Source organism: Pseudonocardia halophobica, from assembly GCF_027922425.1.
Classification (GTDB): domain Bacteria; phylum Actinomycetota; class Actinomycetes; order Mycobacteriales; family Pseudonocardiaceae; genus Pseudonocardia; species Pseudonocardia halophobica.
In genome coordinates this window covers 25,923-50,154 of sequence record NZ_BSFQ01000030.1, presented here as the reverse complement: position 1 = coordinate 50,154, position 24,232 = coordinate 25,923, and the positions used below count along the sequence as shown (strand labels likewise).

Annotated in this window: 25 protein-coding genes and 1 pseudogene; 20 read left to right on the top strand and 6 right to left on the bottom strand. The window is 73.1% G+C overall.

Annotated elements, in window-relative coordinates; all coding sequences use genetic code 11:
• Positions 1-9: 9 nt before the first annotated feature.
• Positions 10-1,053, top strand: coding sequence for a D-2-hydroxyacid dehydrogenase (locus tag PKE99_RS27100; RefSeq protein ID WP_037050191.1), 1,044 nt, complete (start codon positions 10-12; stop codon positions 1,051-1,053).
• A 147-nt stretch (positions 1,054-1,200) separates the two neighbouring features.
• Here the strand turns inward: PKE99_RS27100 and PKE99_RS27095 are convergent, their stop codons facing one another.
• Positions 1,201-2,757, bottom strand: a complete 1,557-nt coding sequence (locus PKE99_RS27095) for a benzoate-CoA ligase family protein (RefSeq protein WP_037050029.1) — start codon at positions 2,755-2,757, stop codon at positions 1,201-1,203.
• A 156-nt stretch (positions 2,758-2,913) separates the two neighbouring features.
• On the opposite strand from PKE99_RS27095, the gene PKE99_RS27090 reads away from it, so the two are divergent.
• Both PKE99_RS27090 and PKE99_RS27085 read left to right on the top strand, forming a co-directional pair.
• Complete coding sequence (locus PKE99_RS27090) at positions 2,914-4,755, top strand: AAA family ATPase (protein WP_081924528.1); 1,842 nt, start codon at positions 2,914-2,916, stop codon at positions 4,753-4,755.
• A gap of 79 nt (positions 4,756-4,834) precedes the next feature.
• The gene (locus PKE99_RS27085) at positions 4,835-5,653 is read left to right on the top strand and encodes a PIG-L family deacetylase (RefSeq protein ID WP_037050032.1); all 819 of its coding nucleotides are present in this window, start codon (positions 4,835-4,837) and stop codon (positions 5,651-5,653) included.
• An 80-nt stretch (positions 5,654-5,733) separates the two neighbouring features.
• Here PKE99_RS27085 and PKE99_RS27080 read toward each other — a convergent pair whose 3' ends face one another.
• Positions 5,734-6,465 carry an ABC transporter permease gene (locus PKE99_RS27080; RefSeq protein WP_051737922.1) on the bottom strand — a complete coding sequence of 244 codons (732 nt, stop codon included), beginning with the start codon at positions 6,463-6,465 and terminating at the stop codon, positions 5,734-5,736.
• A 78-nt stretch (positions 6,466-6,543) separates the two neighbouring features.
• On the opposite strand from PKE99_RS27080, the pseudogene PKE99_RS38875 reads away from it, so the two are divergent.
• The 5 genes and pseudogenes from PKE99_RS38875 to PKE99_RS27060 all read left to right on the top strand — a co-directional run.
• A pseudogene (locus tag PKE99_RS38875) lies at positions 6,544-6,660 on the top strand (DUF1905 domain-containing protein); the annotation flags it as partial.
• Positions 6,661-6,745: 85 nt separating this feature from the next.
• The gene (locus PKE99_RS38870) at positions 6,746-6,814 is read left to right on the top strand and encodes a hypothetical protein (protein WP_306470758.1); all 69 of its coding nucleotides are present in this window, start codon (positions 6,746-6,748) and stop codon (positions 6,812-6,814) included.
• A gap of 208 nt (positions 6,815-7,022) precedes the next feature.
• On the top strand, positions 7,023-8,777 hold the full coding sequence (gene ctaD, locus PKE99_RS27070) for an aa3-type cytochrome oxidase subunit I (protein ID WP_037050033.1): 1,755 nt from the start codon (positions 7,023-7,025) through the stop codon (positions 8,775-8,777).
• Between the two features lie 42 nt (positions 8,778-8,819).
• Positions 8,820-10,013: a phosphoserine phosphatase SerB gene (gene serB / locus PKE99_RS27065; RefSeq protein WP_231498340.1), complete on the top strand. Its 1,194-nt coding sequence runs from the start codon at positions 8,820-8,822 to the stop codon at positions 10,011-10,013.
• Positions 10,014-10,060: 47 nt separating this feature from the next.
• A complete protein-coding gene (locus PKE99_RS27060; protein WP_037050196.1) occupies positions 10,061-10,756 on the top strand; it encodes a peptidyl-tRNA hydrolase in 696 nt (231 codons plus the stop codon).
• A 31-nt stretch (positions 10,757-10,787) separates the two neighbouring features.
• Here PKE99_RS27060 and PKE99_RS27055 read toward each other — a convergent pair whose 3' ends face one another.
• Complete coding sequence (locus PKE99_RS27055; protein WP_037050037.1) at positions 10,788-12,869, bottom strand: ATP-dependent DNA helicase; 2,082 nt, start codon at positions 12,867-12,869, stop codon at positions 10,788-10,790.
• Between the two features lie 135 nt (positions 12,870-13,004).
• Here PKE99_RS27055 and PKE99_RS27050 point away from each other — a divergent pair, with 135 nt between their 5' ends.
• Positions 13,005-13,898, top strand: coding sequence for an acyl-CoA thioesterase (locus tag PKE99_RS27050; RefSeq protein ID WP_271214930.1), 894 nt, complete (start codon positions 13,005-13,007; stop codon positions 13,896-13,898).
• 1 nt (position 13,899) lies between these two features.
• Here the strand turns inward: PKE99_RS27050 and PKE99_RS27045 are convergent, their stop codons facing one another.
• Positions 13,900-14,619: a class I SAM-dependent methyltransferase gene (locus PKE99_RS27045; RefSeq protein WP_037050039.1), complete on the bottom strand. Its 720-nt coding sequence runs from the start codon at positions 14,617-14,619 to the stop codon at positions 13,900-13,902.
• 113 nt (positions 14,620-14,732) lie between these two features.
• Here PKE99_RS27045 and PKE99_RS27040 point away from each other — a divergent pair, with 113 nt between their 5' ends.
• A complete protein-coding gene (locus tag PKE99_RS27040; RefSeq protein ID WP_037050041.1) occupies positions 14,733-15,620 on the top strand; it encodes an AraC family transcriptional regulator in 888 nt (295 codons plus the stop codon).
• A 4-nt stretch (positions 15,621-15,624) separates the two neighbouring features.
• Here the strand turns inward: PKE99_RS27040 and PKE99_RS27035 are convergent, their stop codons facing one another.
• Both PKE99_RS27035 and PKE99_RS27030 read right to left on the bottom strand, forming a co-directional pair.
• Positions 15,625-16,173, bottom strand: coding sequence for an isochorismatase family protein (locus PKE99_RS27035; RefSeq protein WP_037050043.1), 549 nt, complete (start codon positions 16,171-16,173; stop codon positions 15,625-15,627).
• A gap of 31 nt (positions 16,174-16,204) precedes the next feature.
• The gene (locus tag PKE99_RS27030; RefSeq protein ID WP_037050045.1) at positions 16,205-17,503 is read right to left on the bottom strand and encodes a nicotinate phosphoribosyltransferase; all 1,299 of its coding nucleotides are present in this window, start codon (positions 17,501-17,503) and stop codon (positions 16,205-16,207) included.
• Between the two features lie 55 nt (positions 17,504-17,558).
• Here PKE99_RS27030 and clpS point away from each other — a divergent pair, with 55 nt between their 5' ends.
• The 10 genes from clpS to murI all read left to right on the top strand — a co-directional run bounded on the left by clpS (position 17,559) and on the right by murI (position 24,225).
• Positions 17,559-17,855, top strand: coding sequence for an ATP-dependent Clp protease adapter ClpS (gene clpS / locus PKE99_RS27025; RefSeq protein WP_037050048.1), 297 nt, complete (start codon positions 17,559-17,561; stop codon positions 17,853-17,855).
• The gene (locus PKE99_RS27020) at positions 17,852-18,403 is read left to right on the top strand and encodes a DUF2017 domain-containing protein (protein ID WP_037050050.1); all 552 of its coding nucleotides are present in this window, start codon (positions 17,852-17,854) and stop codon (positions 18,401-18,403) included. The genes clpS and PKE99_RS27020 overlap by 4 nt, the downstream gene beginning before the upstream one ends.
• An 87-nt stretch (positions 18,404-18,490) precedes the next feature.
• Positions 18,491-18,841: a PE domain-containing protein gene (locus tag PKE99_RS39090; protein ID WP_037050053.1), complete on the top strand. Its 351-nt coding sequence runs from the start codon at positions 18,491-18,493 to the stop codon at positions 18,839-18,841.
• A gap of 3 nt (positions 18,842-18,844) precedes the next feature.
• Positions 18,845-19,408 (top strand): DUF3558 family protein, encoded by a 564-nt coding sequence (locus PKE99_RS39085; RefSeq protein ID WP_081924529.1) that lies wholly within the window; start codon positions 18,845-18,847, stop codon positions 19,406-19,408.
• A gap of 8 nt (positions 19,409-19,416) precedes the next feature.
• Complete coding sequence (locus PKE99_RS27015; protein ID WP_037050055.1) at positions 19,417-20,706, top strand: hypothetical protein; 1,290 nt, start codon at positions 19,417-19,419, stop codon at positions 20,704-20,706.
• Positions 20,707-20,757: 51 nt separating this feature from the next.
• Positions 20,758-21,228 carry a M67 family metallopeptidase gene (locus PKE99_RS27010; RefSeq protein ID WP_037050057.1) on the top strand — a complete coding sequence of 157 codons (471 nt, stop codon included), beginning with the start codon at positions 20,758-20,760 and terminating at the stop codon, positions 21,226-21,228.
• 54 nt (positions 21,229-21,282) lie between these two features.
• A complete protein-coding gene (locus PKE99_RS27005) occupies positions 21,283-21,561 on the top strand; it encodes a MoaD/ThiS family protein (RefSeq protein ID WP_037050058.1) in 279 nt (92 codons plus the stop codon).
• Between the two features lie 61 nt (positions 21,562-21,622).
• Positions 21,623-22,573, top strand: a complete 951-nt coding sequence (locus tag PKE99_RS27000) for a PLP-dependent cysteine synthase family protein (RefSeq protein ID WP_037050060.1) — start codon at positions 21,623-21,625, stop codon at positions 22,571-22,573.
• Positions 22,574-22,709: 136 nt separating this feature from the next.
• Positions 22,710-23,345, top strand: coding sequence for a rhomboid family intramembrane serine protease (locus PKE99_RS26995; protein ID WP_037050063.1), 636 nt, complete (start codon positions 22,710-22,712; stop codon positions 23,343-23,345).
• 49 nt (positions 23,346-23,394) lie between these two features.
• The gene (murI, locus tag PKE99_RS26990) at positions 23,395-24,225 is read left to right on the top strand and encodes a glutamate racemase (protein WP_037050065.1); all 831 of its coding nucleotides are present in this window, start codon (positions 23,395-23,397) and stop codon (positions 24,223-24,225) included.
• Positions 24,226-24,232 lie beyond the last annotated feature (7 nt).

Genomic DNA, 24,232 nt, shown 5'->3' with positions numbered 1-24,232 from the left:
GTCGGGGACGTGCGCGTCGTCCTGGCCACCCCGCTCGACGAGGACCTCTGCCGGCTCGTCGAGGAGCGGGAACCCCGCCTGACCCTGGTCCGCGAGCACGCGCTGCTGCCGCCGATGCGCTGGCCCTCCGACCACACCGGCGACCCGGACTGGCGGCGCACCCCCGCACAGCAGCGGCGGTTCGAGGAGCTGCTCGACTCCGCCGACGCCCTCTACGGCATCCCCGGCGAGCACGACGCCGCCGCGCTGGCCCGTACCGTCGCGGCCAACCCCCGGCTGCGCTGGGTGCAGACCATGGCCGCCGGGGGAGGGGCCACGGTCCGTGCCGCGGGCCTCACCGCGGCGCAGCTGGAGCGGGTCGTCTTCACGACCACGGCGGGCGTGCACGGTGGCCCGCTCGCCGAGTTCGCCGTGTTCGGCCTGCTCGCGGGGGCCAAGACCCTGCCGCGGCTGCAGGCCCGGCAACGCGCGCACGAGTGGGGCCCGCGGTGGTTCATGGGGCAGCTCGCCGACCGGACCGTCCTCGTGGTGGGCCTCGGCGGGATCGGCCGCGAGGTGGTGCGGCGGCTGCGCGCCTTCGACTGCCGGGTGATCGGGACCGCGCGCCGGCCGGGGCCGCCGCCCGAGGGCGTCGACGAGGTGGTGCACCCCGACGACCTCGCCTCCGTCGTCGGGCGGGTCGACGGGATCGTCGTGACGCTGCCCGCCACGGCCGCGACCGAGCGCCTGATCGGCCCCGCGATGCTGGCGGCGGTCCGGCCGGACTGCACGCTGGTCAACGTCGGGCGCGGCACGGTGATCGACGAGCCGGCCCTGGTCGAGGCGCTGCGCGACGGGCGGATCGGGTTCGCCGCGCTCGACGTGGTGGCGGAGGAGCCCCTCGACCCGGCCAGCCCGCTGTGGGACCTCGAGAACGTCCTGATCAGCCCGCACACCGCCACCCTCGACCGGCAGGAGGACCGGCGGATCGCGGAGCTGTTCGCGGACAACGCCTCCCGCCTGCTCGACGGCCGCCCACTACGCAACATCGTCGACACCGTCGAGTTCTACTGAGCGCGTTCGTCTCGCCCGCGTGGCTCGCGTCGCACTCGCCGCCGTGGCCGGGGTTCGCACTGGTCGGGCTCGGTATCCGGCCCTGTCCCGGGCCGCGGCGACGATCGGCGCCCGCATCCTGTGCGGGCGCCGGTGCCGTGTGGGGCGCTACGCCGTGACGGGGTGGTTCTGCCGCAGGCGGTAGCGCTGGACCTTCCCGGTCGCGGTCTTCGGCAGCTCCTCGACCACGATCACCGAGCGCGGCCGCTTGAACGAGGCCAGGCCCGCCCTGCAGAAGGCCACCACCTCGTCCGGGTCGACCACCGCACCCGCCCGCGGCACGACGTAGGCGACGGGCTTGTCCAGGCCGTCGGCGTCCGGGATCCCGACGACGACCGCCTCGGCCAGCGCCGGGTGCTCCAGCAGCCGGGACTCCACCTCGGCCGGCGCGACCCAGATCCCGCCGACCTTGAGCACGTCGTCCGTGCGGCCGAGGCAGGTGAGGCTGCCGTCGTCGTTGCGCACGTACTGGTCCCCGGTGCGCATCCACTCGCCCTGGAACACCTGCCGGTTCACGGCGGTGCGGCACCAGTACCCGGTGCAGATCGAGTCGCCGGAGATCCACAACATGCCGGACTCGCCGGTCCCGGAGATCACCGAGCCGTCCGTGCGGCGCAGCTCGATCTCGTAGCCGGGCACCGGGAAGCCCGAGCTGCCCGGCACGACGGCGCCGGGCCGGTTCGAGATGAAGATGTGCAGGGCCTCGGTGGAGCCGATGCCGTCGAGGATCTCGACGCCGAAGCGGTCCCGGATGCCGGTGAACATGCGGGCCGGCAGGGTCTCGCCGGCCGAGACGCCCTGCCGGACGCCGGCGAGGGCGTCGTCGGGCACGTCGGCGGCCAGCAGCGGGCCCCAGAAGCTGGGGACGCCGAACAGCAGCGTGGCGCCGTAGGTCCGGGCGTCGCTCGCGATGAGGTCCGGCGTCGGACGGGCGGGCTGCAGCACCGCCGAGGCGCCGACCGACAGCGGGAAGAACATCGAGTTGCCGATGCCGTACGCGAAGAAGAGCTTGGCGACGGACAGGCACACGTCGTCCGGCCGGATGCCGAGGACCTGCTGCCCGTAGGTCTCGGCGACGTAGCGGATGTCCGCGTGCCGGTGCATCGCGCCCTTGGGCTTGCCGGTGGTGCCGGACGTGTAGAGCCACAGGGCGGGCGACTCGTCCCAGGTGGGGTACGCGGCCTCGAGCGGCGCACCGGCGGCGAGCATCTGCTCCCAGGTCAGGGCACTGACGCCGGGCGCGGGCGCGACCGGGTCGGCGCCGGCGAGGACGAGCTGGCGCAGGTCCGGCGCGCTGGCCGCGGCGCTGTGCACGGCCTCGGTGAACTGGTGGCTGCCGATCAGCACGCGGGCACGGGAGTCGACGACGAGCGTGCCCAGCTCGGCGCCCGTGAGCATCGTGGAGCACGGCACGGCGACCGCGCCGAGGTACATGGTGGCGAGGATGCCGGTGAACAGCTCGACGTCGTCGGCCATGCAGAGCACGACCCGCTCCTCGGGACGCACGCCGATCCCGGCCAGCCCACCGGCGACCCGGCGGACCTCCGCGGCGAGCTCCGAGTAGGTGAGGGTGCCCCGCGGGTGGTGGACCGCGGTGCGGGCGCCGTCGCCCGCCGACACCCGGCTTTCGGTCAGGTACTCCGCAGCGTTGAAGAGTTCGCTCATGAACCGGGCTCCTGTGCCTGTTCGGGTGGTCGAACTCTACAGCGAGATCACGCGCCGTCAACGACGCGTAGAAGATCACCTCTCCCGTGCGCGGCGGGGATTTGCTACCAATGAGTCGGGGTAGGCGCCGGTGCCACCCCTTCGTAGGAGGTATTCGTGACGACCGCCCCTCCGACGCCCGTCGTCGGACTCCGTCGTGAGCGGGAGGTGCTGACGGTCGCCCTGGCGACCGGCCGGCACGTCGTGCTCGAAGGGCCGCCCGGCACGGGCAAGTCCACCCTGCTGCGGTCGATCGCGCGCGAGGCCGGGCAGCACGTCGTGTTCGTGGAGGGCAACGCCGAGCTCACGCCGGCCCGCCTGATCGGCGCCTTCGACCCGGCGCAGGTGCTCAACGAGGGTTACCTGCCGGCGAGCTTCGTCGACGGCCCGCTGCTGACCGCCATGCGCGAGGGCGGGCTGCTCTACCTCGAGGAGCTCAACCGGGTCCCCGAGGAGACGCTCAACGTCCTGATCACCGTTCTCACGGAGGGTGAGATCGCGGTGCCGCGGCTCGGCACGGTCACGGCGGGGCCGGGCTTCCGGCTGATCGCCGCCATGAACCCGTTCGACGCCATCGGGACCGCCCGCGTCAGCCAGGCCATCGCCGACCGGATGTGCCGGGTGGTGCTCGGCTACCAGTCCGAGGACGCGGAGCGGGCGATCACGACCTCGGTGAGCGGGGTGGACGGCTGGGTGAACGAGCTGTCCGTCGGGCTCACGCGGGCCACCCGCGAGCACCGGGACCTGCGGATGGGCTCGTCCGTCCGCGGGGCGATCGACCTCGCGCACGTGCTCACCGGGCTCGCGCAGCTGCGCGGCGAGGACAAGCCCGCCCGCGAGACCGCGCGCGACGCCGCGCACGCCGCCCTGTCCGGCCGGATCAAGGTCGCCGACGGGCTGGACCGCACCCCGGAGTCGGTGATCGACGAGCTGCTGGAGCGGCTCTGGCCGGAGGACGCGCCCGAGCCGACCGACCGGGAGGAGTCCGACCCGGGAAAAGCTGACGGCCCCCCTCCTCCGGGATCGGGGGGCCAGTCCGGGCGGGACAAGCCGCAGAACAGCCGGGGCCAGCGCACGATGGGCCGCGGCGAGCTCGGCTCCCGGCACGAGCGTTTCGAGGAGATCTCGCCGGAGGTCGGCCAGCTCGACGAGGCGGCGTTCGACTCGGCGCTCGCCGAGAACCCCGAGCAGGCCGCGGCGCTGCTCGCCGACCTCGCGGTCGCCACGGACGCGACGCTGCGGGCCCAGGCGCGCAAGCTCGCGGGCCGGGTGTTCATCCAGCTCGGCAAGGTCGGGCCGGCCAAGGCGCGGGGCACCCGGAAGATCGCCCCGGCCAAGGGCGGCGACGGCGACCTCGACCTGGACCGCACGCTCGACAACTGGCAGCCGACGGCGAGCCGGCGGCCGCGGCCGGACGAGATCGTCACCCGGGGGTGGACGGCCCACCGGCGTGCGGTGTCGCTCGTCGTCGACATCTCGGGGTCGATGCAGGGGCTGGCCGTGGCGCTGGCAGCAGTGTCCGCGGCCGGCGTCGTACTGGCGTCGGAGTCGGGTTCGGGCAAGCTCGAGCCCGGCGTGCTCGCCTTCGGCTCCCAGGTGCGCACCCTGCAGCGGCAGGGCGTGCGCCGGCCGCCGGACGAGCTGATCGGCGAGCTGGTCGCGCTGCGCGGGCACGGCACCACGGACGTGGCGGCGGCGCTGCGCGAGGCGTCGGTGCAGCTGGCGGGCGCGGTCGCCGACGAGCGGATGGTCGTGCTGCTGTCCGACTGCCTGCACACCTCGGGCGACGACCCGCTCACCGCCCTCGGCGGCATCGACCGGGTGCACGTGCTCTGTCCGCTGCCGGACGAGGACGCCGAGAAGGCCGCCCGCGCCCTCGCGGCGAAGGGCGGCGGCAGCTACCAGGCGGTGCGGCGGCTGGCCGACATCGCCCCGGCCCTGACCGCGGTCCTCTGCTGACCCGTGAGTGCCTACTGCCCCTAGAGGGGCGGTAGGCACTCACGACCCCCGGTGACCTGCGCGGGTAGGGTTCGGCGCCGTGGGGACCATCGTCAGCTTCCAGGCCCATCCCGACGACGAGTCGATCACCACCGCGGGCACCCTCGCCAAGGCCGCCAAGGCCGGGCACCGCGTGGTGCTGGTCTTCGCGACGCGCGGTGAGCTGGGCGAACCCGTCCCGGGCGCGCTGGCCGACGGCGAGCAGCTGTCGGTGCGGCGCTCCGCGGAGTGCTACGAGTCGGCCAAGGTCCTCGGCGCCGCGCGCGTGGAGTTCCTGGGCTACGTCGACTCCGGGATGATGGGCGACCCGACCAACGACGCCCCGTACTGCTTCTGGCAGGCGGGCGTCGACCAGGCGGCGCGGCGGCTGGCGGTGATCCTCGAGGAGGAGGAGCCGGACGTCCTCACCACCTACGACGACAACGGCAGCTACGGCCACCCCGACCACATCCAGGTCCACCGCGTCGGCAAGCGGGCGGCGGAGCTGGCCGGGGTGCCGGTCGTCGCGCAGAACACGATCAACCGCGACTGGATGCTGCGTGGCATGCGCGGGCTGCGGGCCTCCGGCGAGATCCCCGAGGGCTGGGAGACCCCGGACGAGACGATCCCGCCGCCCACCTTCGGCAAGCCCGAGGCCGAGATCACCCACCGGGTCGAGGCCGTGGACTTCGCGGAGCAGAAGCGCGCCTCGATGCGGGTGCACGCCAGCCAGATGGGGCCCGAGCACTTCATGCTCGCCATGCCGGACCCGATCTTCGCGATGGGCTTCGGCACGGAGTTCTACATCGTCACCGACCCGCCCAGCCCCGCCGCCGCGCCGGAGGTCTTCACGGACCTCTTCCTCCCGATGCGTCCCTGAGCACCCGCTCCCGCAGCGCGGTTCAGCCGTCGCGGGCGGCCCGGCCACTCAACCCGACCCGCGATGTGGGCGTTGGGCGCCTACGTCCGTACGAGGCCCCGGCACACCAGCTCGACCGTGAGGGCCACCGCCACCGTCTCGACGGCCAGGAGCAGCACCAGCACGAGCAGCTGCACGGCGCCGGCCTCGACCGGGGAGGCGCCGCCGAGCAGCATGCCGACGTAGGCGCCCGGCAGCGTGACGAGCCCGACGGTCCGGGTCTGGTCGAGGGCGGGCACCAGCGCCTGGGCCGCGCTCGGGCGGGCGATCTCCACGTTCGCGTCGCGGGGGAGGAACCCCAGGGACAGGGCCGCCTCCACCTCGCCCCGGCGCGCGATCAGCTCGTCGCGCATCCGCCTGCCCGCCAACGAGGTCGCGGTCATCGCGCCGCCGATGAGGATGCCGGCCGTCGGGATCACGGCGATCCCGGTCGCCGGCACCACTCCGCCCGCCACGAGCAGCGCGACGACCGGCAGCGGGCCCGCCGTGATCGGCAGCACCACCCACCAGCCGCTCGGGTGCCGGGTGAGGCGGCGCGCGGAGGTGAAGGCCGCCACTGCGACCATCAGCAGCACGAACAGCGCACTGGTCCCCAGCGACCGCACCACCACGCCGATCAGCAGCGACACCGCGCCGAGCTGGACGACCGCCCGCGCCGACGCCAGCACGGCGGCCCGCGCCGTCCCCAGCTGCGCGAGGAGGGCGGTCGCCGCGGCGATCAGGACCGCGAGCGCAGCGGCCACCGCGAGGCCGGGCCCGGCGTTGAGCGTCACGCCGGAATTGTCGGTGGGGGAGGGCAGGCTGGCGTCGCGACCGCGCCGCAGACCTACTCCTTCCGCGCCGAGCTGTGGGTGTGGGACGCCCGCCGACACGACACGTGGACCTTCGTGAGCCTGCCTCCGGAGATCGCCGAGGAGATCGGCGAGCGGGCCCCGCCCACGGCGGGGTTCGGCTCGATCCCGGTCGTCGTGCGCGTCGGCGCCACCACGTGGCGGACATCGATCTTCCCCGAACGCCGCGCGCGGCACCTACGTCCTGCCGGTCAAGAAGGCCGTGTGTCGCAACGAGGGGCTGGCCGAGGGTTCGGTCACGGCGGTCGAGCTCGCGCCGCGGGACGTGTGACCCCACCGACGGGGGAGGTCCGGGCCCCTGCCTGGCCCCCCTCGGTTGGTCGTTCTACCCTGCGTAGAGCACAATGCCCGTGCGAACCGTGCCCGCTCCCCTCGGCACAGCCCGAGGGCGTGCGGTCCGGTTGGCGGGAGATAGAGTCCGGACCTGGCCCACCACCTTGAGCCAGCGAGGTTCAGCGAGGTCCAGTGCAGGAGGCACAGTGACAGCCGTCGCGCCCAAGCCGATCACGACGCGCCCGTACCCGGCGCGTCGGACGGGTAAGGGTTCCACGTTCCTGAAGATGCTCCGGACGACGGACCCCAAGGACATCTCGATCCTGTACATGGTCACGTCGTTCGGCTTCTTCATGGCCGGCGGGGCGATGGCGCTGCTGATCCGTGGCGAGCTCGCGCGGCCCGGGCAGCAGTTCCTGTCGAGCGAGCAGTACAACCAGCTGTTCACCATGCACGGCACGATCATGCTGCTGCTCTACGCCACGCCGATCCTCTTCGGCTTCGCGAACTACATCGTCCCGCTGCAGATCGGCGCCCCGGACGTGGCGTTCCCGCGGCTGAACGCCTTCTCCTACTGGCTGTTCCTGTTCGGCGGGCTGATCGTGCTGTCCGGGTTCCTCACGCCCGGCGGCGCCGCGGACTTCGGCTGGTTCGCCTACACGCCGCTGTCCGACGCGATCCGCTCGCCCGGTGCGGGCGCCGACCTGTGGATCATGGGTCTCGCGGTCGGTGGTCTGGGCACGATCCTCGGCGGCGTCAACTTCGTGACCACGATCGTCTGCATGCGCGCCCCCGGCATGACGATGTTCCGGATGCCGATCTTCACCTGGAACATCTTCATCACGTCGCTGCTGGTCCTGATCGCGTTCCCGGTGCTCACCGCGGCCCTGTTCGGCCTCGCGGCGGACCGCCACCTCGGTGCCCACGTCTTCGACCCGGCCAACGGCGGCGTGATCCTCTGGCAGCACCTGTTCTGGTTCTTCGGCCACCCCGAGGTCTACATCGTCGCGCTGCCGTTCTTCGGCATCGTGTCCGAGATCTTCCCGGTGTTCAGCCGCAAGCCGATCTTCGGCTACAAGACGCTGGTCTTCGCGACCATCGCGATCGCGGCGCTGTCCGTCGCCGTGTGGGCGCACCACATGTACGCGACCGGCGCGGTGCTCCTGGCCTTCTTCTCGTTCACCACGTTCCTCATCGCGATCCCGACGGGCATCAAGTTCGTCAACTGGATCGGCACGATGTGGAAGGGCAAGCTCACGTTCGAGACGCCGATGCTGTTCTCCGTCGGCTTCCTCGCGACGTTCCTGTTCGGCGGACTGACCGGCGTGCTGCTGGCCTCCCCCCCGATCGACTTCCACGTGTCCGACACGTACTTCGTGGTGGCGCACTTCCACTACGTGCTCTTCGGGACGATCGTGTTCGCGACCTACGCGGGCATCTACTTCTGGTTCCCGAAGATGACCGGCCGGATGCTCGACGAGACGCTGGGCAAGTTCCACTTCTGGACCACGTTCATCGGCTTCCACATGACGTTCCTCGTCCAGCACTGGCTGGGCAACGAGGGCATGCCGCGCCGGTACGTCGACTATCTGGGCACGGACGGCTTCACCACGCTGAACATGATCTCCTCGATCGGCGCGTTCGTCCTCGGGGCGTCCACGCTGCCGTTCATCTGGAACGTGTTCCGCAGCTACCGGTACGGCCGCGTGGTCACGGTCGACGACCCGTGGGGCTTCGGGAACTCGCTGGAGTGGGCCACGAGCTGCCCGCCGCCGCGGCACAACTTCACCGAGCTGCCGCGCATCCGCTCCGAGCGCCCGGCGTTCGAGCTGCACTACCCGCACCTGGTGGAGCGGGCCCGGGCCGAGGCGCACGTCGGCGGGCACCCCGCCCCGTCCGAGATCGCCGCGCAGGGCGTCTCGCGGGAGACCCAGCCCGACGACGACCCGCGCTCCCGGTAAGTGCCACAGCACGATCAGGCCCGGTCGACCGTCCTCGTGACGGTGACCGGGCCCGACCGTCCCGGCGTCAGCTCGGTGCTGTTCACCGTGCTCACACGCCACGCGGTCGAGCTGCTGGACGTCGAGCAGGTCGTGATCCGCGGCCGGCTCACCCTCGGCGCGCTCGTCGCCGTCGCGCACGATCCCGAGGAGCTGCAGGAGGCCGTCGAGGCCGCGATGCACAGCATCGGGATGCAGGTCCACACCTCGATCGGCACGAACGGCCAGGGGCGGCGTCAGTCCACGCACGCCGTCGTGGTGCTCGGGCGGCCGATCACGGCGCGGGCCTTCGGGATGGTCGCGCAGGCGCTGGCGGACGTCGGGGCCAACATCGACTCCATCCGTCGCGTCGCGGACTACCCGGTCACCGGGCTGGAGCTGGAGGTCTCGCCGAACCCCGACGATCCCGAGCAGCCGCACGGCACGTTGCGCACCAAGCTGGTCGAGGTCGCCCGCGAGGCCGGGGTCGACGTCGCCGTGGAGCGCGTCGGGCTGTCCCGGCGCAGCAAGCGGCTCATCGTGTTCGACGTCGACTCCACCCTCGTGCAGGGCGAGGTCATCGAGATGCTGGCCGCCCGGGCCGGTGCCGAGGACGAGGTCCGGCGCGTCACCGAGGCCGCCATGCGCGGCGAGCTGGACTTCGCGCAGTCCCTGCGGGCGCGCGTCGCCACGCTGAAGGGGCTGCCGGAGTCGGTCATCGACGAGGTGGCCGCCGAGCTGGAGCTCATGCCCGGCGCCCGCACCACGATCCGCACGCTGAAGCGGCTCGGGTTCCGCACCGGCGTCGTGTCCGGGGGGTTCACCCAGGTCATCGAGGGCCTGGTCACCGAGCTGGGTCTCGACTTCTGCGCTGCCAACACCCTCGAGATCGAGGACGGCCGGCTGACCGGACGCGTGGTCGGCGAGATCGTCGACCGGCCGGGCAAGGCGGAGGCGTTGCGGCGCTTCGCCGCGGAGCACGAGATCCCGGTCGAGCAGACCGTCGCGGTGGGCGACGGCGCCAACGACATCGACATGCTCTCGGCTGCCGGGCTGGGCATCGCGTTCAACGCCAAGCCCGCCCTGCGGGAGATCGCCGACACGGCGCTGTCGCAGCCCTACCTCGACGTCGTGCTGTTCGTCCTGGGCATCACGCGGGACGAGGTGGAGCGCGCCGACGCCGCCGAGGGCGTCCTGCGGCGGGTGCCGATCGCGTGAGCGCCCAGCCGGAGCAGCCCGAGGAGCCCGTGGCCGCCGACGAGCCTCTGGCCGCCGACGAGCCCCGCGCGCCGGTGCTCGCGCCGCTCGGGGCGCGCTACTCGGGCGCGCCCGCGGTGATCCCGCCGGAGGCCGACGGCGTGGTCCGAGCGATGCCCGTGATCCTGCGGATCGAGCGGGAGCTGCCCGCGCGGACCGCGCTGCTCGAGGCGGCGGCACAGGCCGCGCTCGCCGTGTGCGTGGACGCACGGGCGCAGGGGGAGTGGCACGAGCCGCTGCGGGCCTGGGTCGACGGCCGCATCCGCAAGATCGCGCGGCGGGCCCGCGGCGCGCACTGGGCGGCGGCCCAGGAGCTGCCCGGCGTCACGGTCGAGGTCGACGGCGCCGAGGCCCGGGCCCTGCTGCCCGGCCCCGTCGACGACGTCCCCAAGGCCGTGTCGCGGCTGCAGATCGGCGGCACGGACCTGCCGTCGGACGACCCGGGCCAAGTCCCTGAGGGCGTCCCGCTGATCGTGGTCAACCCGGCCGTGGACATGACGGTCGGCAAGGCCGCCGCGCAGGTCGGGCACGCCTCGATGATCCTCGCCGCGGTACGGGGGTGGACCGGGGCGCCGCGGTTCGCGGTGCGCCGCGACCCGGCCCTGTGGGAGGCCCTGCTGGCCCGCGACGACGTGGTGTGCGTCCGCGACGCGGGCTTCACCGAGGTCGACCCCGGCACCATCACCTGCGCCGCCGCCGACTGACGAGCGGGTCGCACGCGGCTCGTCGGGGCGGTCAGGCCTCCCGGAGGCGGGTGAGGGCGGCGCGGACCTTCCCGGCGTCGGTGGTCTGCCAGAAGGGCGGCAGCGACGCGCGGAGGAAGCCGCCGTAGCGGGCGGTGGCGATCCGCGGGTCCAGGATCGCGACCACCCCCCGGTCGTCGGTGCCCCGCAGCAGCCGGCCGGCGCCCTGGGCGAGCAGCAGCGCGGCGTGGGTGGCGGAGACCGTGAGGAAGCCGTTGCCACCCCGGGAGTCCGCCGCCTTCTGCCGCGCGGCGACCAGCGGGTCGTCCGGGCGCGGGAAGGGGATCCGGTCGATGATCACGCAGCTCAGCGAGGGGCCCGGGACGTCGACGCCCTGCCACAGCGACAGCGTGCCGAACAGGCAGGTCTCGGTGTCCTCGGCGAACCGCTTGACCAGCAGCATCGTGGAGTCGTCCCCCTGGCAGAGCAGCGGGACGGACAACCGCCCGCGCAACGCCTCGGTGGCCTGCTTCGCGGCCCGCATCGAGGAGAACAGCCCGAGCGTGCGCCCGCCCGCGGCCTCCACCAGCCCGGCGATCTCGTCGAGGTACTCCGGCGCCAGCCCGTCCCGCCCCGGGGGCGGCAGGTGCTTGGCCACGTAGAGGATCCCGCTGCGCCCGTGGGCGAACGGCGAGCCGACGTCGAGGCCCTTCCACCGCGGCGCGTCCGGGTCCCGGACGGGGTCCGCCGAGTCCCCGCCCGCCGACTCCACCCCGCCCTCGGGACGGGCCGACACGATCTTCTCCGGCGGCAGCCCCCACTGCCGGGCCAGCGCGTCGAACGAGCCGCCCAGGGCCAGGGTCGCGCTGGTGAGCACGGTGGTGCGCTGCCCGAACAGCCGCTCCCGCAGCAGCCCGCCGACGGACAGCGGCGCCACCCGCAGCACCTTGTGCCGGGCGCCGTCCGGGCCCTGCTCGGCCAGCCACACGACGTCGTACCGCTTGGCGGGGTCCGGCTCCTCGAAAGCCTTCAACACCCGCACGACGGACTCGGACACCTCGTCGAGCAGCGCGAGCGCGAGCTTGCGCCCGGTGGCGCCCTCGGGGTCCTCGCGGCGCTCGCCGCCGAGTGCCTGCCGACACATGCCGGCCGCGTCCCGGATCACCGTGAGCGCGCCGGTGGCGGCCTGCGGGATCGCCTCCCAGCGCCCGTTGGGCAGGTCCTCGAGCACCATGCCGAGGCCCTCGCCCGCCTCGGCCAGCCGGTCCGCCAGCGCCTGGTCGACGAGCTTGCCGCAGCGCCGCGCCGCCGCGGCGACCGTGCCCGCCGTGAGCTCCCCCGTGGCGGCGCCGGTGACCCGGTCGACCAGCTCGTGGGCCTCGTCGACCACCACGACGTCGTGCTCCGGGAGCACCTGGGCCTCGCCCATCGCGTCGATCGCGAGCAGGGCGTGGTTGGTGACGACGACGTCCGCCCGGCCGGCCTCCGCCCGCGCCTTCTCGGCGAAGCAGTCCTCGCCGACGGGGCACCGCGAGACGCCGAGGCACTCCCGCGCGGTGACCGAGACCTGGCGCCAGGCGTTGTCCGGCACGCCGGGGACCAGCTCGTCCCGGTCCCCGGTCTCGGTGTCCGACGCCCAGTCGTGCAGCCGCTTGACGTTGCGCCCCATGGCCGAGATCGCGAACGCGTCGAACAGCTGCTCCTCGCCCGGGTCGGCCATCTGCTCGTCGCCGTGGAGCTTGTTGAGGCACAGGTAGTTCCGGCGGCCCTTGAGGATCGCGAACGTGGGCTCGCGGCCGAGGGCGGGCTTGAGCGCCTTCGCAAGGCGGGGGAGGTCCCGGTCGACCAGCTGGCGCTGCAGCGCGATGGTGGCCGTGGAGATCACGACGGTGGTGTCGCGGGCCATCGCGTGCCGGATCGCGGGCACCAGGTAGGCCAGCGACTTGCCCGTGCCGGTGCCGGCCTGCACGGCGAGGTGCTCGCCGCTCGACAGCGCCTTGCGCACGGCCTGGGCCATCGCGTCCTGTCCCTCGCGGCGCGTGCCGCCGACGGCCGTGACGGCCACCTCGAGCAGCTCGGCCACGCCCGGCAGGTCCTGGGACCGGACGGGCGGGGAGGCGGAGGCGAGGGGCACCGCCCGACGATAGCCGCCGGCACCGACAGGTCCCGCCAACCGGCCCGGTCGGGCGCGGGGAACCGCGCCGAGGTCGGGATGGTCACACGTGACGTCGTCCCGTTACGGCAGCTCACGCGGGGGTAGGTGGGCATCATGAACCGGGTGACGTCCACGCAGATCCGACCCGAGGCGGACCGGTACCCCATGGTGCTGGAGGTGACGCCGCGCTACAGCGACCTGGACCCGAGCCGCCGCGTCGGCCGGGAGGCGCTGGTCCGCTGGTTCGAGGACGCCCGGGTGACCACCGAGCACCGGGCCTTCCCCGAGCGCACGTTCGGCAACCGCCCGGCCGGGACGGGGCAGCTCCTCGCCTCGATCAACGTCGACGTGCTCGCCCCGCTGCGCATCGCCGACGACTACCGGGTCGGCATGGCCGTGAACCGGGTCGGCGGCTCGTCGTTCAGCTACGGCTACGGCGTCTTCACCGGTGCGGAGCTGGTCGCCACCGGCGAGTCCACCAGCGTGTGGGTGGAGGGCGGCCGGCCCGCGCCGCTGCCCGAGGAGATGCGCACCGCGCTCGCCGGCCTCGTGCTGCCCGAGGCCGCCCCGACCGCGCGCCGGGAGTTCGACGCGTCGCGCCTCGTCCGCGAGAACTACCCGTTCCGCTACGACGTCCGGACCCGCTTCGGCGACATCGACACCAACCGGCACGTCAACAACGTGGCCCTCGCCGGCTGGTACCTCGACGGCCTCGCCGAGCTGCACACCGACGTCCTCGGCTACCCGCTCGGCGGGCCGCTCGACGGGCTGTCCCCGAGCTCGCTGCGCGTCGAGTACCGCGACCAGGTGCACTACCCCGGCATCTACCAGCTGCGGGTCGGCGTCCTGGAGCTCGACGACCACGAGGTCCGCTACGCCTGCGGGCTCTTCGACGGGCACCGCTGCGTCGGGCTGGCCGACGCCGCCGGCGCCGTCCGGGCCGTCGATGCGGACGGCCGGGACGTCGACCTGCGCGCCGCGTTCGAGCCGTTCCGCATGCGCGGCTGAGCTACGCGGTCGCCCGGTAGAAGGTCAGCCCACCGAGCCGGGTGCGCCCCCGGCTCACGGTCGTCGCGTCGGTGAAGCCGGCCTGCGCGAGCAGGTCGAGCACCGACGGGCCCTGCCCGTGACCGTGGCCCTGAGCGTGACCGTGCCCCTGCCCGTGGCCGTGCCCGGCCCCGTGGTCGTGTCCTCCGCGCAGCCGGAGGAGGAGCCCGTGCAGCCCGTTCACCAGGGCGAACACGCCCCCTGACTCCCGCGGGTCGTGGTCGAGGTCCATCAGGTGCAGGCTCCCGCCCGGTGCGAGCACCCGGCGGACCTCGCGCAACGCACCCACCTTCGCGTCCTCGGGCAGGTGGTGGAGCATCAGCGAGGACAGGACCCGGTCGACGGTCCCGTCGCCGTACGGGAGCGACTGGGCGTAGGCCTCGTCGAGCTGCAGGGCCAGGCCCGCGCGCTCGGCCTTGCGCCGGGCGAGGGCGAGCGCCTCGCCGTCGGGATCGGTCCCGATGACCGTCGCGCCGGGCACCGCGCGCTTCGCCAGCAGCAGGACGTTGCCGGTGCCGCAACCGATCTCCAGCACGGTCGCGCCGGGCTCGATCGCGGCCTGCGCCACGAGCTGCCAGTAGGAGTCGCCGACCCCGGCGAGCTTGCCGAAGCGGTCGTAGAAGGGCAGGAACGCGGGGTTGATCATCGCGGGCAGGTAGTCCCGCGTCTCGGTGGTCGGCACGGTGCACTCCCGGGGCGTACGAAGTTCGGTGGTTCCCTGCTAGCGTCCATGCCACGTGAGCTGCGGACAAGGGACGAAGTGTGGCTGCAGGGGGACGTTCTTCGGGTGAGGTCGTGCGCCGGACCGCGCAGGACGTCCCGCTGCTCGACTACGTCCGCCGGCCCGGGCTCCCGGCGGTCACCGTGCAGCACTGGGTCGGGGACCACCCGTCCGAGGGGCCGCGGTTCAGCGGGACCCACGCCCACGACTTCCTGCTGCTCCTCTACGTCGCGTGCGGCAGCCTCGTCGCGAGGGTGGACGGGCGTGACCGGACGATCGCCACGGGCGACGCGTTCGTCATCGCGCCCGGCGCCGTCGTCACGCCCGGGCGGCCGGACCCCGACGGCGACGTCTGGGCGGTCTCCTTCCCGCCCGACGCCGTCGACCCGGGAGCCGCCGCCCCGCTCGTCTCCTGGCGCGGACACCCGTTGCTCGCCCCGTTCGTCGGCAACCACCGCGGCGGCGGGCAACGGCTGCGGGTCCCGCCCGACGACCGCGCGGCCTGGCTCGCCCACCTCACCGACCTCGACGCGGAGCTGCGCGGCCGCCGCGACGGGTACGCCGACGCCGCCCGCGCCCACCTCACCCTGCTGCTCGTCCGGCTCGGCCGACTCGGCATCGACCTGCCGGACGAGCTCGACGTCGATCCCCTCGTCGCGGAGGTGCTCGAGATCGTCGAGTCCCGGTACCACGAGGCCATCTCGCTGCGGGACGTCGCCGACGCGGTCGGGCTGACGCCGGGGCACCTCACCACGGTCGTCGGGCGGGCGACCGGCCGCACCGTGCAGCAGTGGATCACCGAGCGGCGCATGCGGGAGGCGCGCCGGCTGCTGGCCGACACCGACCTCACCGTCGCCGACATCGCCCGGCGGATCGGCTACCGGGACGCGGGCTACTTCGTCCGCCGCTTCCGCAGCGCCCACCGGGTCACCCCGACGGCGTGGCGCCGCGGGACGCCGTGAGCCGCTAGGCGATCACGACTCCCGCCTCCCGCATCTCCACGAGCGCGAGCCGGGTGGTCGCGGGCAGGACGCCGGCGCACAGCTCCAGCAGGACGCCGGTGTCGAGCCCGGCGCGGCGGGCGTCGAGCGCGGTGGCCTTCACGCAGTGGTCGGTGGCGAGCCCGGCGATGTCGATGGAGTCGACGTCGTGCGCCCGCAGCCACTCCACCAGCGTGAGCCGGCCCGGCTCGCAGCCCTCGAACCCGGAGTAGGCCGCGGCGTGGTGGCCCTTGTCGAACACGGCCTCGATCCGGGCGACGTCGAGCGCGGGGTGGAAGCTCGAGCCCGGCGTGCCGGCGACGCAGTGCACCGGCCAGGTGTCGATGAAGTCCGGGGTGTCGCTGAAGTGGCCGCCCGGCGCGACGTGCATGTCCCGGGTGGCGACGACGTGGTCGTAGTCGGCCTGCCGGACGTACTCGGAGATCGCGGCCGCGGTGGCCGCCCCGCCGGTCACGCCCAGCGAGCCACCCTCGCAGAAGTCGTTCTGGACGTCGACGACGATCAGCGCGCGCATGCTGTCAGTGCTCTTTCTCGCTACCCGATGCTCAGTGCTCCGGGAAGACGGTCGGGATGGCGGGCTCGCCGCGGGAGAGCTTGAGGCCCTCCCAGGGCACGGAGACGAGGGCCGCCCGCAGCCGCTCGCGCCCCTCCTCGAGGTTCGGCAGGTCGGCGACCGGCTCGCCCTCGCGGACCATCGGGATCGGCAGGACGCGGTCGTGCGGGCCGTGCTCGGGCCGCACGGTGACGGGGTGCACGACCTCCTCGACCGCGGTGCCCGTGGGTTTGTACCGGCGCAGTGCGGACTTCCGCCCGCCGCGGGACTCCTTGCTGCTGGAGCGCTTGGCGACCGGCCGGCCGTCGACCTCGACGAGCTTGTAGACCATCCCGGCCGTCGGGGCGCCGGACCCGGTGACCAGGCTCGTGCCGACGCCGTAGGAGTCGACCGGCTCGGCCCGCAGCGAGGCGATGGCGTACTCGTCCAGGTCGCCGGAGAGGACGATCTTCGTCTCGGTCGCGCCCAGGGCGTCGAGCTGCTCGCGCGCCTGCCGGGTGAGGACACCCAGGTCGCCGGAGTCGATCCGGACCGCACCGAGCTCGGGGCCGGCGGCCTCGATCGCGCGCTCGATGCCCTGCCGGATGTCGTAGGTGTCCACCAGCAGGGTCGTGTTCACGCCCAGGGTCTCGACCTGGCTGCGGAAGGCCGCCGACTCGTCGTCGTGCAGGAGGACCCAGGCGTGCGCGGCGGTGCCGGCGGTCGGGACGCCGTACCGGCGCCCGGCCTCGAGGTTCGACGTGGCGGCGAACCCGGCGAGATAGGCCGCGCGGGCGGAGGCGACCGCGGCCTCCTCGTGCGTGCGCCGCGATCCCATCTCGATCAGCGGCCGGTTGCCCGCCGCCGTGACCATGCGGGCGGCGGCGGAGGCGATCGCGCTGTCGTGGTTGAGGATCGACAGGAGGAGCGTCTCGAGGATCACGGCGTCGGCGAAGGTCCCCGTGACGGTGAGGATGGGGGAACCGGGGAAGTAGAGCTCGCCCTCGGGGTAGCCGTCGACGTCGCCGCTGAAGCGGTAGTCCGCCAGCCACTTCAGGGTGCGCTCGTCGAGCGCGCCCTGCAGCGAGGCGAGCTCGGCGTCGCCGAAGCGGAAGTCGCGCAGCGCGTCGAGCACCCGGCCGGTGCCCGCGACGACGCCGTAGCGGCGGCCGTCCGGCAGGCGCCGGGCGAACAGCTCGAACACGCACTGCCGCTCGGCGGTGCCGTCGGCCAGGGCCGCGGCGACCATCGTCAGCTCGTACATGTCGGTGAGGAGCGCGGTGCTGGCGCTCGAACCCGAGGGGCCGCTCATGCGGAGAGCCTATGCGGCGTTCTGCGGGAGCGCGTGTGCGTGACACCATGGACACATGTCCGCGCCGCTGAGCTCGCCCACCACCCAGGTGGACCCTGCCCTGGACGAGGACGTCGCGGGAGCGACCCCGTGGCAGGCCGTCGTCTGGAACGACCCGGTCAACCTCATGTCGTACGTCACGTACGTGCTGCAGAAGATCTTCGGCTACCCCGAGCCGAAGGCCACGGCGTTGATGCTCGACGTGCACCACAAGGGCAAGGCGGCCGTCTCCGCCGGGGACAAGGACAAGATCGAGGGCGACGTCGCCAAGCTGCACGCGGCCGGCCTCTGGGCCACCATGCAGCGCACGTGAACGGCTGGAAGCGCGCGGGGCGCGGGGCGCGGACCCGGTTCGTCGCGACCCTCGAGGAGCAGGAGTCGACGGTCCTGCGTGGGCTGGTCACCGAGGTCACCCAGATGCTCGACGGGCGCACCGCCGACACCCCGCAGGACGAGCTCGCCGAGCTGACCGGCATGCGCACCGGGCCGACCTCCCGCCCGGACGACCGGGTCCTCGCCCGCCTGCTGCCGGACTTCACCTCGGAGGACGCCGACCTCGCCGCCGGCCTGCGCTCGCTGCACGAACCCGAGCTCATCCAGGCGAAGAAGCACGCCGCGGAGTCCGTGCTCACCGCGCTGCCCGGCCGGGGCGGGCGGGTCGAGCTGACGGTCGAGCAGGCCGACGAGTGGTTGGCGGCGCTCAACGACGTCCGGCTCGCGCTGGGGACCGCCCTGGACGTCTCGGAGGAGACGCCCGAGGAGTTCCCGGAGGACGACCCCCGCGCCCCGCACCTCGGCGTCTACCACTGGCTCACCTTCGTGCAGGACTCGCTGGTCCAGGCGCGGATGCAGGTGCTGTAGGTCCTGCGCACCCCGATCGTGTTCACGATCGCAACGGGTTCGTCGCGGACGTGCCCGTGTCGGGTGGTTCGCTGAGATCATCCCGGCATGACCGCTCCTCGGTGGGACGACCCGGGTCCCGTCGTCCCCCGCTCCCCCCAGTCCCTCAGCTACTCACCCGTGCTCCGGGTCGACCCGGAGAGGGTGGAGGGGTTGGTGGGGAGGTTGGAGGGTGTGATTCGAGAGCTTGCGATGACCGAAGTGCGTTTGGCCTCCTTCATGTTCGTTGCAGCGCCAGGCAATGACGAAGTAAGCAGAAATGCGGCTCGGCAGGCCGTGAGCATGTTTGAGGGCGCTCGGTCTTATCTGGGAGAGTGGCGTCGACAGCTGATCGAAGCGAAGGAAGCGCTCGAGTCTCAGATGGCCGGTTACGTGAGCGCCGACAGCCGGAGTGCCTGACTGATGTCGAGGTGTGCGATTGGTGCTTGGCTTGCCGCATTCGCATTCGCAGTCGTTTCGACGGCCTGTTCCGGCCCCGCGACAACATCGGTAGAACAAGCTTCGGCGGCGCCAACGGCCGCGTCGACTCTCCAAGTTCCGGAGATCGCTGAGCCGCTCGACGCGTCCGGTCTCGCATCCTGCTCGATGCTCGGCGCGGAGCGCTTGCGTCGGCTCGGATTGGATGAATCGACTGGTCGTGATTACTCCACGAACATTGCGACGGGGTGTGCGTGGGTTGCGGTTGATGGGAATTATATGTCAAGCCTCGGACTCAGGACGGATGCAGGAGTCCAGCTGGCGTATGACCTGAGAGACTCGTTTCCGTCATTCGAGGAGGAAGAGGTCGACGGATACCCTGCTGTCCATCTTGGCTCGCCAAGTTCGGTATCTTGTCAATATTGGGTTGGAATCGCTGAGACTCAATCTTTCAATGTCGAGGTTCGTAATCTAACCGATTCGTCGCCTTCGTTGTGTGGCAGGGCTCGAGCAATGGCGTCGGAATTTCTGGACGCGCTGCGGAAGTAGGGGGAGCTGTGGCGGAGAGGGCGTACAACGGGACGGCGGTGGCGTTCGAGGGGATGACCTTGCCGGAGATCCGGGACCCCGTGGCGACCGGGCCGGGGCCGGGGTCGATGCGGGCGGCGGAGCAGGCGCTGGCCGAGGTGTCGCGGAAGCTCGCGGACGTCAACGCCGAGCTCGAGGCGCTGGAGCGGGAGTACGCGGACGCGCACGAGGGCGAGGCGGCCGAGGGCACGCGGATGTACCTGCGGAAGCTGGGGGAGCCGGGACGGGTCGGCACCGTCATGTTCCAGCTGGCGGCGCGGGCGCTGGGCGACCAGGCCGAGTACTACACGGTCGCACACCGGGAGCTCGCCGCCCTGCAGCCCTCCGACTCGCACCTCGGCAACTCCGCCACCTCGCAGCTCGCGCTGGAGCGGCAGCAGTCGGCCGCGCACGTCGCGAACCGGTACCAGGAGAACTCGAACGCCAACCTCTCGACCGCGTTCCAGGCCTTCACCCCGCTCGCGCTCCCGACGCCCGACACCGCCGCCGTCGCACCCGCCACCGCGCCCGGATGGCCCGATGACAGAGGTGCCGCCGTCTCGGCCGCGCCCACGACCGTTGCGACCGCTCCGCCCGGAACCGGGGGATCGCCGGCCCCACCGGGGATGCCCGCGCCGGTCCCGAGCGGTCCCACGGACGTCACGGCGCCGCCTGTGGCTCCGGCCGCGACCCCGCCGGGTCCCGCCGCCGCGTCCGGCCGCGCCGGCACGCCGAGCGCCACGCCCGTGCAAGGAACGCCGCCAGCCGGCCGCGCGCCGACGCCGATCGCAGGGCTGAGCCGCTCCACCAGGGCCGCCACGCCACCGCTCCCGTCCGGCGACCGGCCACTCGCACCCCGGGCCGCGGTCGACCTGCCGCCCGGCGTCCTCAGCCCCTCGGTGCCCCGGGCGCCCGGTAGGTACGGCAGCGCAAGCACGGCCATGCCCTCCGCGAGGCCGCTCGAGACCGGCCGCACCACGGCGCCCCGCACGACCGCCCCGCGCCTCGGTGAGCCGGCCCCGCGGCTCGCCCCGGTCGAGCGGCTACGCGGCGCCGACCCGCTGGCCGAGCAGGCACGCCCCGCCCCAGCGGCGCGATCGACGTCGTCGCACCTCCCCTTCGTGCCGGCGGGAGTGGGCGGCACCCGCCGCGGCGAGCCGCACCCGCGGCCGGACTGGCTGGTCGAGGACGATCCCGAGGGCGTCTGGCTGGCCGATGTCCCGACGTACGGACCGGGCGTCCTGCGCGGCGAGGACGGCGGTACGGGATCGGGCATGTGAGTCTCGTCGGGCGGATGTGCTCCGGACGGACGCGTTACGTACGCTGGCAACGTGCTGGTCATCCGGAAGGATCTCCTCGACGAGATCGTCGCCCATGCCCGCCGGGACCACCCGGACGAGGCCTGTGGCGTCGTCGCGGGTCCCGAGGGCTCCGACCGGCCCGAGCGGTTCATCCCGATGCTGAACGCGGCGCGCTCGCCCACGTTCTACGAGTTCGACTCGGGTGACCTGCTCCGGCTGTACCGCGAGATGGACTCGCGCGACGAGGTGCCCGTGGTGATCTACCACTCGCACACCGCGACCGAGGCCTACCCGTCGCGCACCGACATCTCGTACGCCTCCGAGCCCGAGGCGCACTACGTCCTGGTCTCCACCCGCGACTCGGCGGAGACGAACCACACGGGCCACGAGTTCCGGTCGTTCCGGATCGTCGACGGTGTGGTGACCGAGGAAGAAGTCGAGGTCGTGGAGACTTATATGTTCGCGCACACCGGCGCGGACGACGTCCCCGACCTCGGCTGACCCGTCCTCGCCACACCCTCACCGAACGAACCCGAGCAGGAGCACCGAAGAACCATGGCCGTCACCGTCTCCATCCCGACCATCCTCCGCACCCACACCGGGGGCGAGAAGGCCGTCGAGGCCAAGGGGGGCACCGTCGCCGAGGTGATCGACGACCTCGAGTCGCGGCACGCCGGCCTCAAGGACCGCCTCATCTCGGACGGGAAGCTGCACCGCTTCGTCAACATCTACGTCGACGACGAGGACGTCCGCTTCGCCGGTGGCCTCGAGGCCCCGGTCAAGGAGACCTCGACCGTCACCATCCTGCCGGCCGTCGCCGGCGGCATGCGCTGAGCTGACGGCACCGGGCGACGGGACCGAACCCCGCCGCCCTCTGCCCGCTCTTGGAGGAGCGATGGCGCGCTACGACTCCCTGCTGCAGGCCGTGGGGGACACCCCCCTGGTCGGTCTGCCGTCGCTGTCGCCCGCGGAGAACGTCCGGCTCTGGGCGAAGCTCGAGGACCGCAACCCCACCGGCTCGATCAAGGACCGGCCCGCGCTGGCCATGATCGAGAAGGCGGAGGCGGACGGTCTCCTCACGCCCGGCTGCACCATCCTCGAGCCGACGTCGGGGAACACGGGCATCTCGCTGGCGATGGCCGCGAAGCTCAAGGGCTACCGGATCGTCTGCGTGATGCCGGAGAACACGTCGGAGGAGCGGCGACAGCTGCTCACCATGTACGGCGCGGAGATCATCTCCTCGCCCGCCGCGGGTGGCTCCAACCAGGCCGTCGCGATGGCCAAGGAGCTCGCCGCCGAGCACCCGGACTGGATCATGCTCTACCAGTACGGGAACCCGGCGAACGCCGACGCGCACTACCGGACCACCGGCCCGGAGATCCTGCGGGACTGCCCGGAGATCACGCACTTCGTGGCGGGGCTGGGCACCACCGGCACCCTGGTCGGCACCGGCCGCTACCTGCGCGAGCAGAAGCCCGACGTGCAGATCATCGCCGCCGAGCCGCGCTACGGCGAGCTCGTCTACGGCCTGCGGAACCTCGACGAGGGCTTCGTCCCCGAGCTGTACGACCCCTCGGTCCTCACGGGCCGGTACTCGGTCGGCAGCTACGACGCCCTGCGCCGCACCCGCGAGCTGGTCGAGAAGGAGGGCATCTTCGCCGGCATCTCGACCGGCGGGATCCTGCACGCCGCGCTCGCGGTCGCCGAGAAGGCCGCCGGGTCCGGCGAGAGCGCCGACATCGTGATCGTGGTCTGCGACGGCGGCTGGAAGTACCTCTCCACCGGCGCCTACTCGGGCGAGCTCGACGACGCCGCGGAAGGCATCGAGGGCCACCTCTGGGCCTGAGTCACCCCAGATGGACGGCGGGCGTCGCCGCGGCGACGTCCCGCCGGGTCGCCTTCACCAGCACCAGGGGTCCGACGGTTCTGGTCCGATTCCGGTTCACGGCAGGGTGACGGTGTTCCCGCGTACTCTCGGCCACATGGCTGCGCCGCAGGTACCGAGCTCCCTCCCCGCCGCGCGGTCGTCGCGCGGCATCGCGCGCATCGTCCCGCCGCACCCGCTCGGGGCGGCCGTGGTCATGCTCCTGTTCACCGCGGTGCTCTACGCCGTGGAGTTCTACGACCAGATGTCGGGCCAGTACCTCGACAACGAGGGGATCATCTCCCGCAACGCCGACGGGGCGTGGGGCATCCTCTGGGCGCCGCTGCTGCACGGCGGGTGGCCGCACCTCTGGGCCAACACCCTGCCGTTCCTGGTCTTCGGCTGGCTCGCGATGGCGGGCGGGATCCGGCAGTGGGTCGGCGTCACGGCGCTGATCTGGCTCGGCAGCGGGGCGGCCGTGTGGCTCGTCGGGCCGAGCATGGCGTCGACGATCGGCATGTCCGGCGTCATCTTCGGCTGGTTGCTGTTCCTGCTGGCCAGGGGCTTCTTCGCGCGCTCGGGCCGGCAGATCGCGCTGGCCGTGGTCCTGCTGTTCCTCGAGGGTGGGATGCTGTTCGGCGTGCTCCCCGGCAACCCCGGGATCTCCTGGCAGGCCCACCTGTTCGGCGCGCTGTTCGGGATCCTGGCCGCGTGGATCGTCGCGCGGGCCGACCGCACGCCGGCGCCGGTCTGATGGTCGGCGCCGCGACCTCGCCCCCGCCCCCGATCACCGCAGGACACCCGTGACCGATCTCGACGCGCCCATCGGCATCTTCGACTCCGGCGTCGGCGGCCTCACCGTCGCCCGCGCCGTCATCGACCAGCTCCCCGCCGAGCGGATCGTCTACGTGGGCGACACCGCCCACGGCCCGTACGGCCCGCTGCGCATCGCCGACATCCGCCGGCACGCGCTCGCCATCGGGGACGACCTGGTCGACCGTGGCGTGAAGCTGCTGGTCATCGCCTGCAACACCGCCTCGGCGGCCTGCCTGGCCGACGCCCGCGAGCGCTACCCCGTGCCCGTCGTCGAGGTCGTCCTGCCGGCCGTCCGGCGCGCGGTCGCCGCGACCCGCAACGGCCGGATCGGCGTGATCGGCACGAAGGCCACCATCGCCTCCGGCGCCTACACGGACGCCTTCGCCGCGGCCCGGGACGTCGAGGTCACCGCCGTCGCCTGCCCGCGGTTCGTCGACTTCGTGGAGCGGGGGATGACGAGCGGGCGGCAGGTCCTCGGGCTCGCGCAGAGCTACCTGGAGCCGCTGCAGCAGGCCCGCGTCGACACCGTGGTGCTCGGGTGCACGCACTATCCGCTGCTCACCGGCGTGCTGCAGATCGTGCTGGGGCCGGAGGTCACGCTGGTGTCGAGCGCCGACGAGACGGCCAAGGACGTCGTGCGCACCCTCATGGCGTCGGACCTCGCGCGGGACCCGGAGACGGACCCGCCGCCGGGCCCGCACGAGTTCCTCGCGACCGGCGACCCGGAGCCCTTCCGGCGGCTCGGCCGGCGCTTCCTCGGCCCGGAGATCGGCCGGGTCCAGCAGGTGCCGACCGATGCCGTGGAGGCGCTCCGGTAGCGTCGGA

Coding starts and splice junctions, on each gene's coding strand:
- PKE99_RS27095 (WP_037050029.1), bottom strand. CDS start 2,757: ATGAGCGAACTCTTCAACGCTGCGGAGTACCTGACCGAAAGCCGGGTG.
- PKE99_RS27050 (WP_271214930.1), top strand. CDS start 13,005: ATGAACCGGGTGACGTCCACGCAGATCCGACCCGAGGCGGACCGGTAC.
- PKE99_RS27035 (WP_037050043.1), bottom strand. CDS start 16,173: ATGCGCGCGCTGATCGTCGTCGACGTCCAGAACGACTTCTGCGAGGGT.
- PKE99_RS27030 (WP_037050045.1), bottom strand. CDS start 17,503: ATGAGCGGCCCCTCGGGTTCGAGCGCCAGCACCGCGCTCCTCACCGAC.
- clpS (WP_037050048.1), top strand. CDS start 17,559: ATGTCCGCGCCGCTGAGCTCGCCCACCACCCAGGTGGACCCTGCCCTG.
- PKE99_RS39090 (WP_037050053.1), top strand. CDS start 18,491: ATGACCGCTCCTCGGTGGGACGACCCGGGTCCCGTCGTCCCCCGCTCC.
- PKE99_RS39085 (WP_081924529.1), top strand. CDS start 18,845: ATGTCGAGGTGTGCGATTGGTGCTTGGCTTGCCGCATTCGCATTCGCA.
- PKE99_RS27005 (WP_037050058.1), top strand. CDS start 21,283: ATGGCCGTCACCGTCTCCATCCCGACCATCCTCCGCACCCACACCGGG.
- PKE99_RS27000 (WP_037050060.1), top strand. CDS start 21,623: ATGGCGCGCTACGACTCCCTGCTGCAGGCCGTGGGGGACACCCCCCTG.
- PKE99_RS26995 (WP_037050063.1), top strand. CDS start 22,710: ATGGCTGCGCCGCAGGTACCGAGCTCCCTCCCCGCCGCGCGGTCGTCG.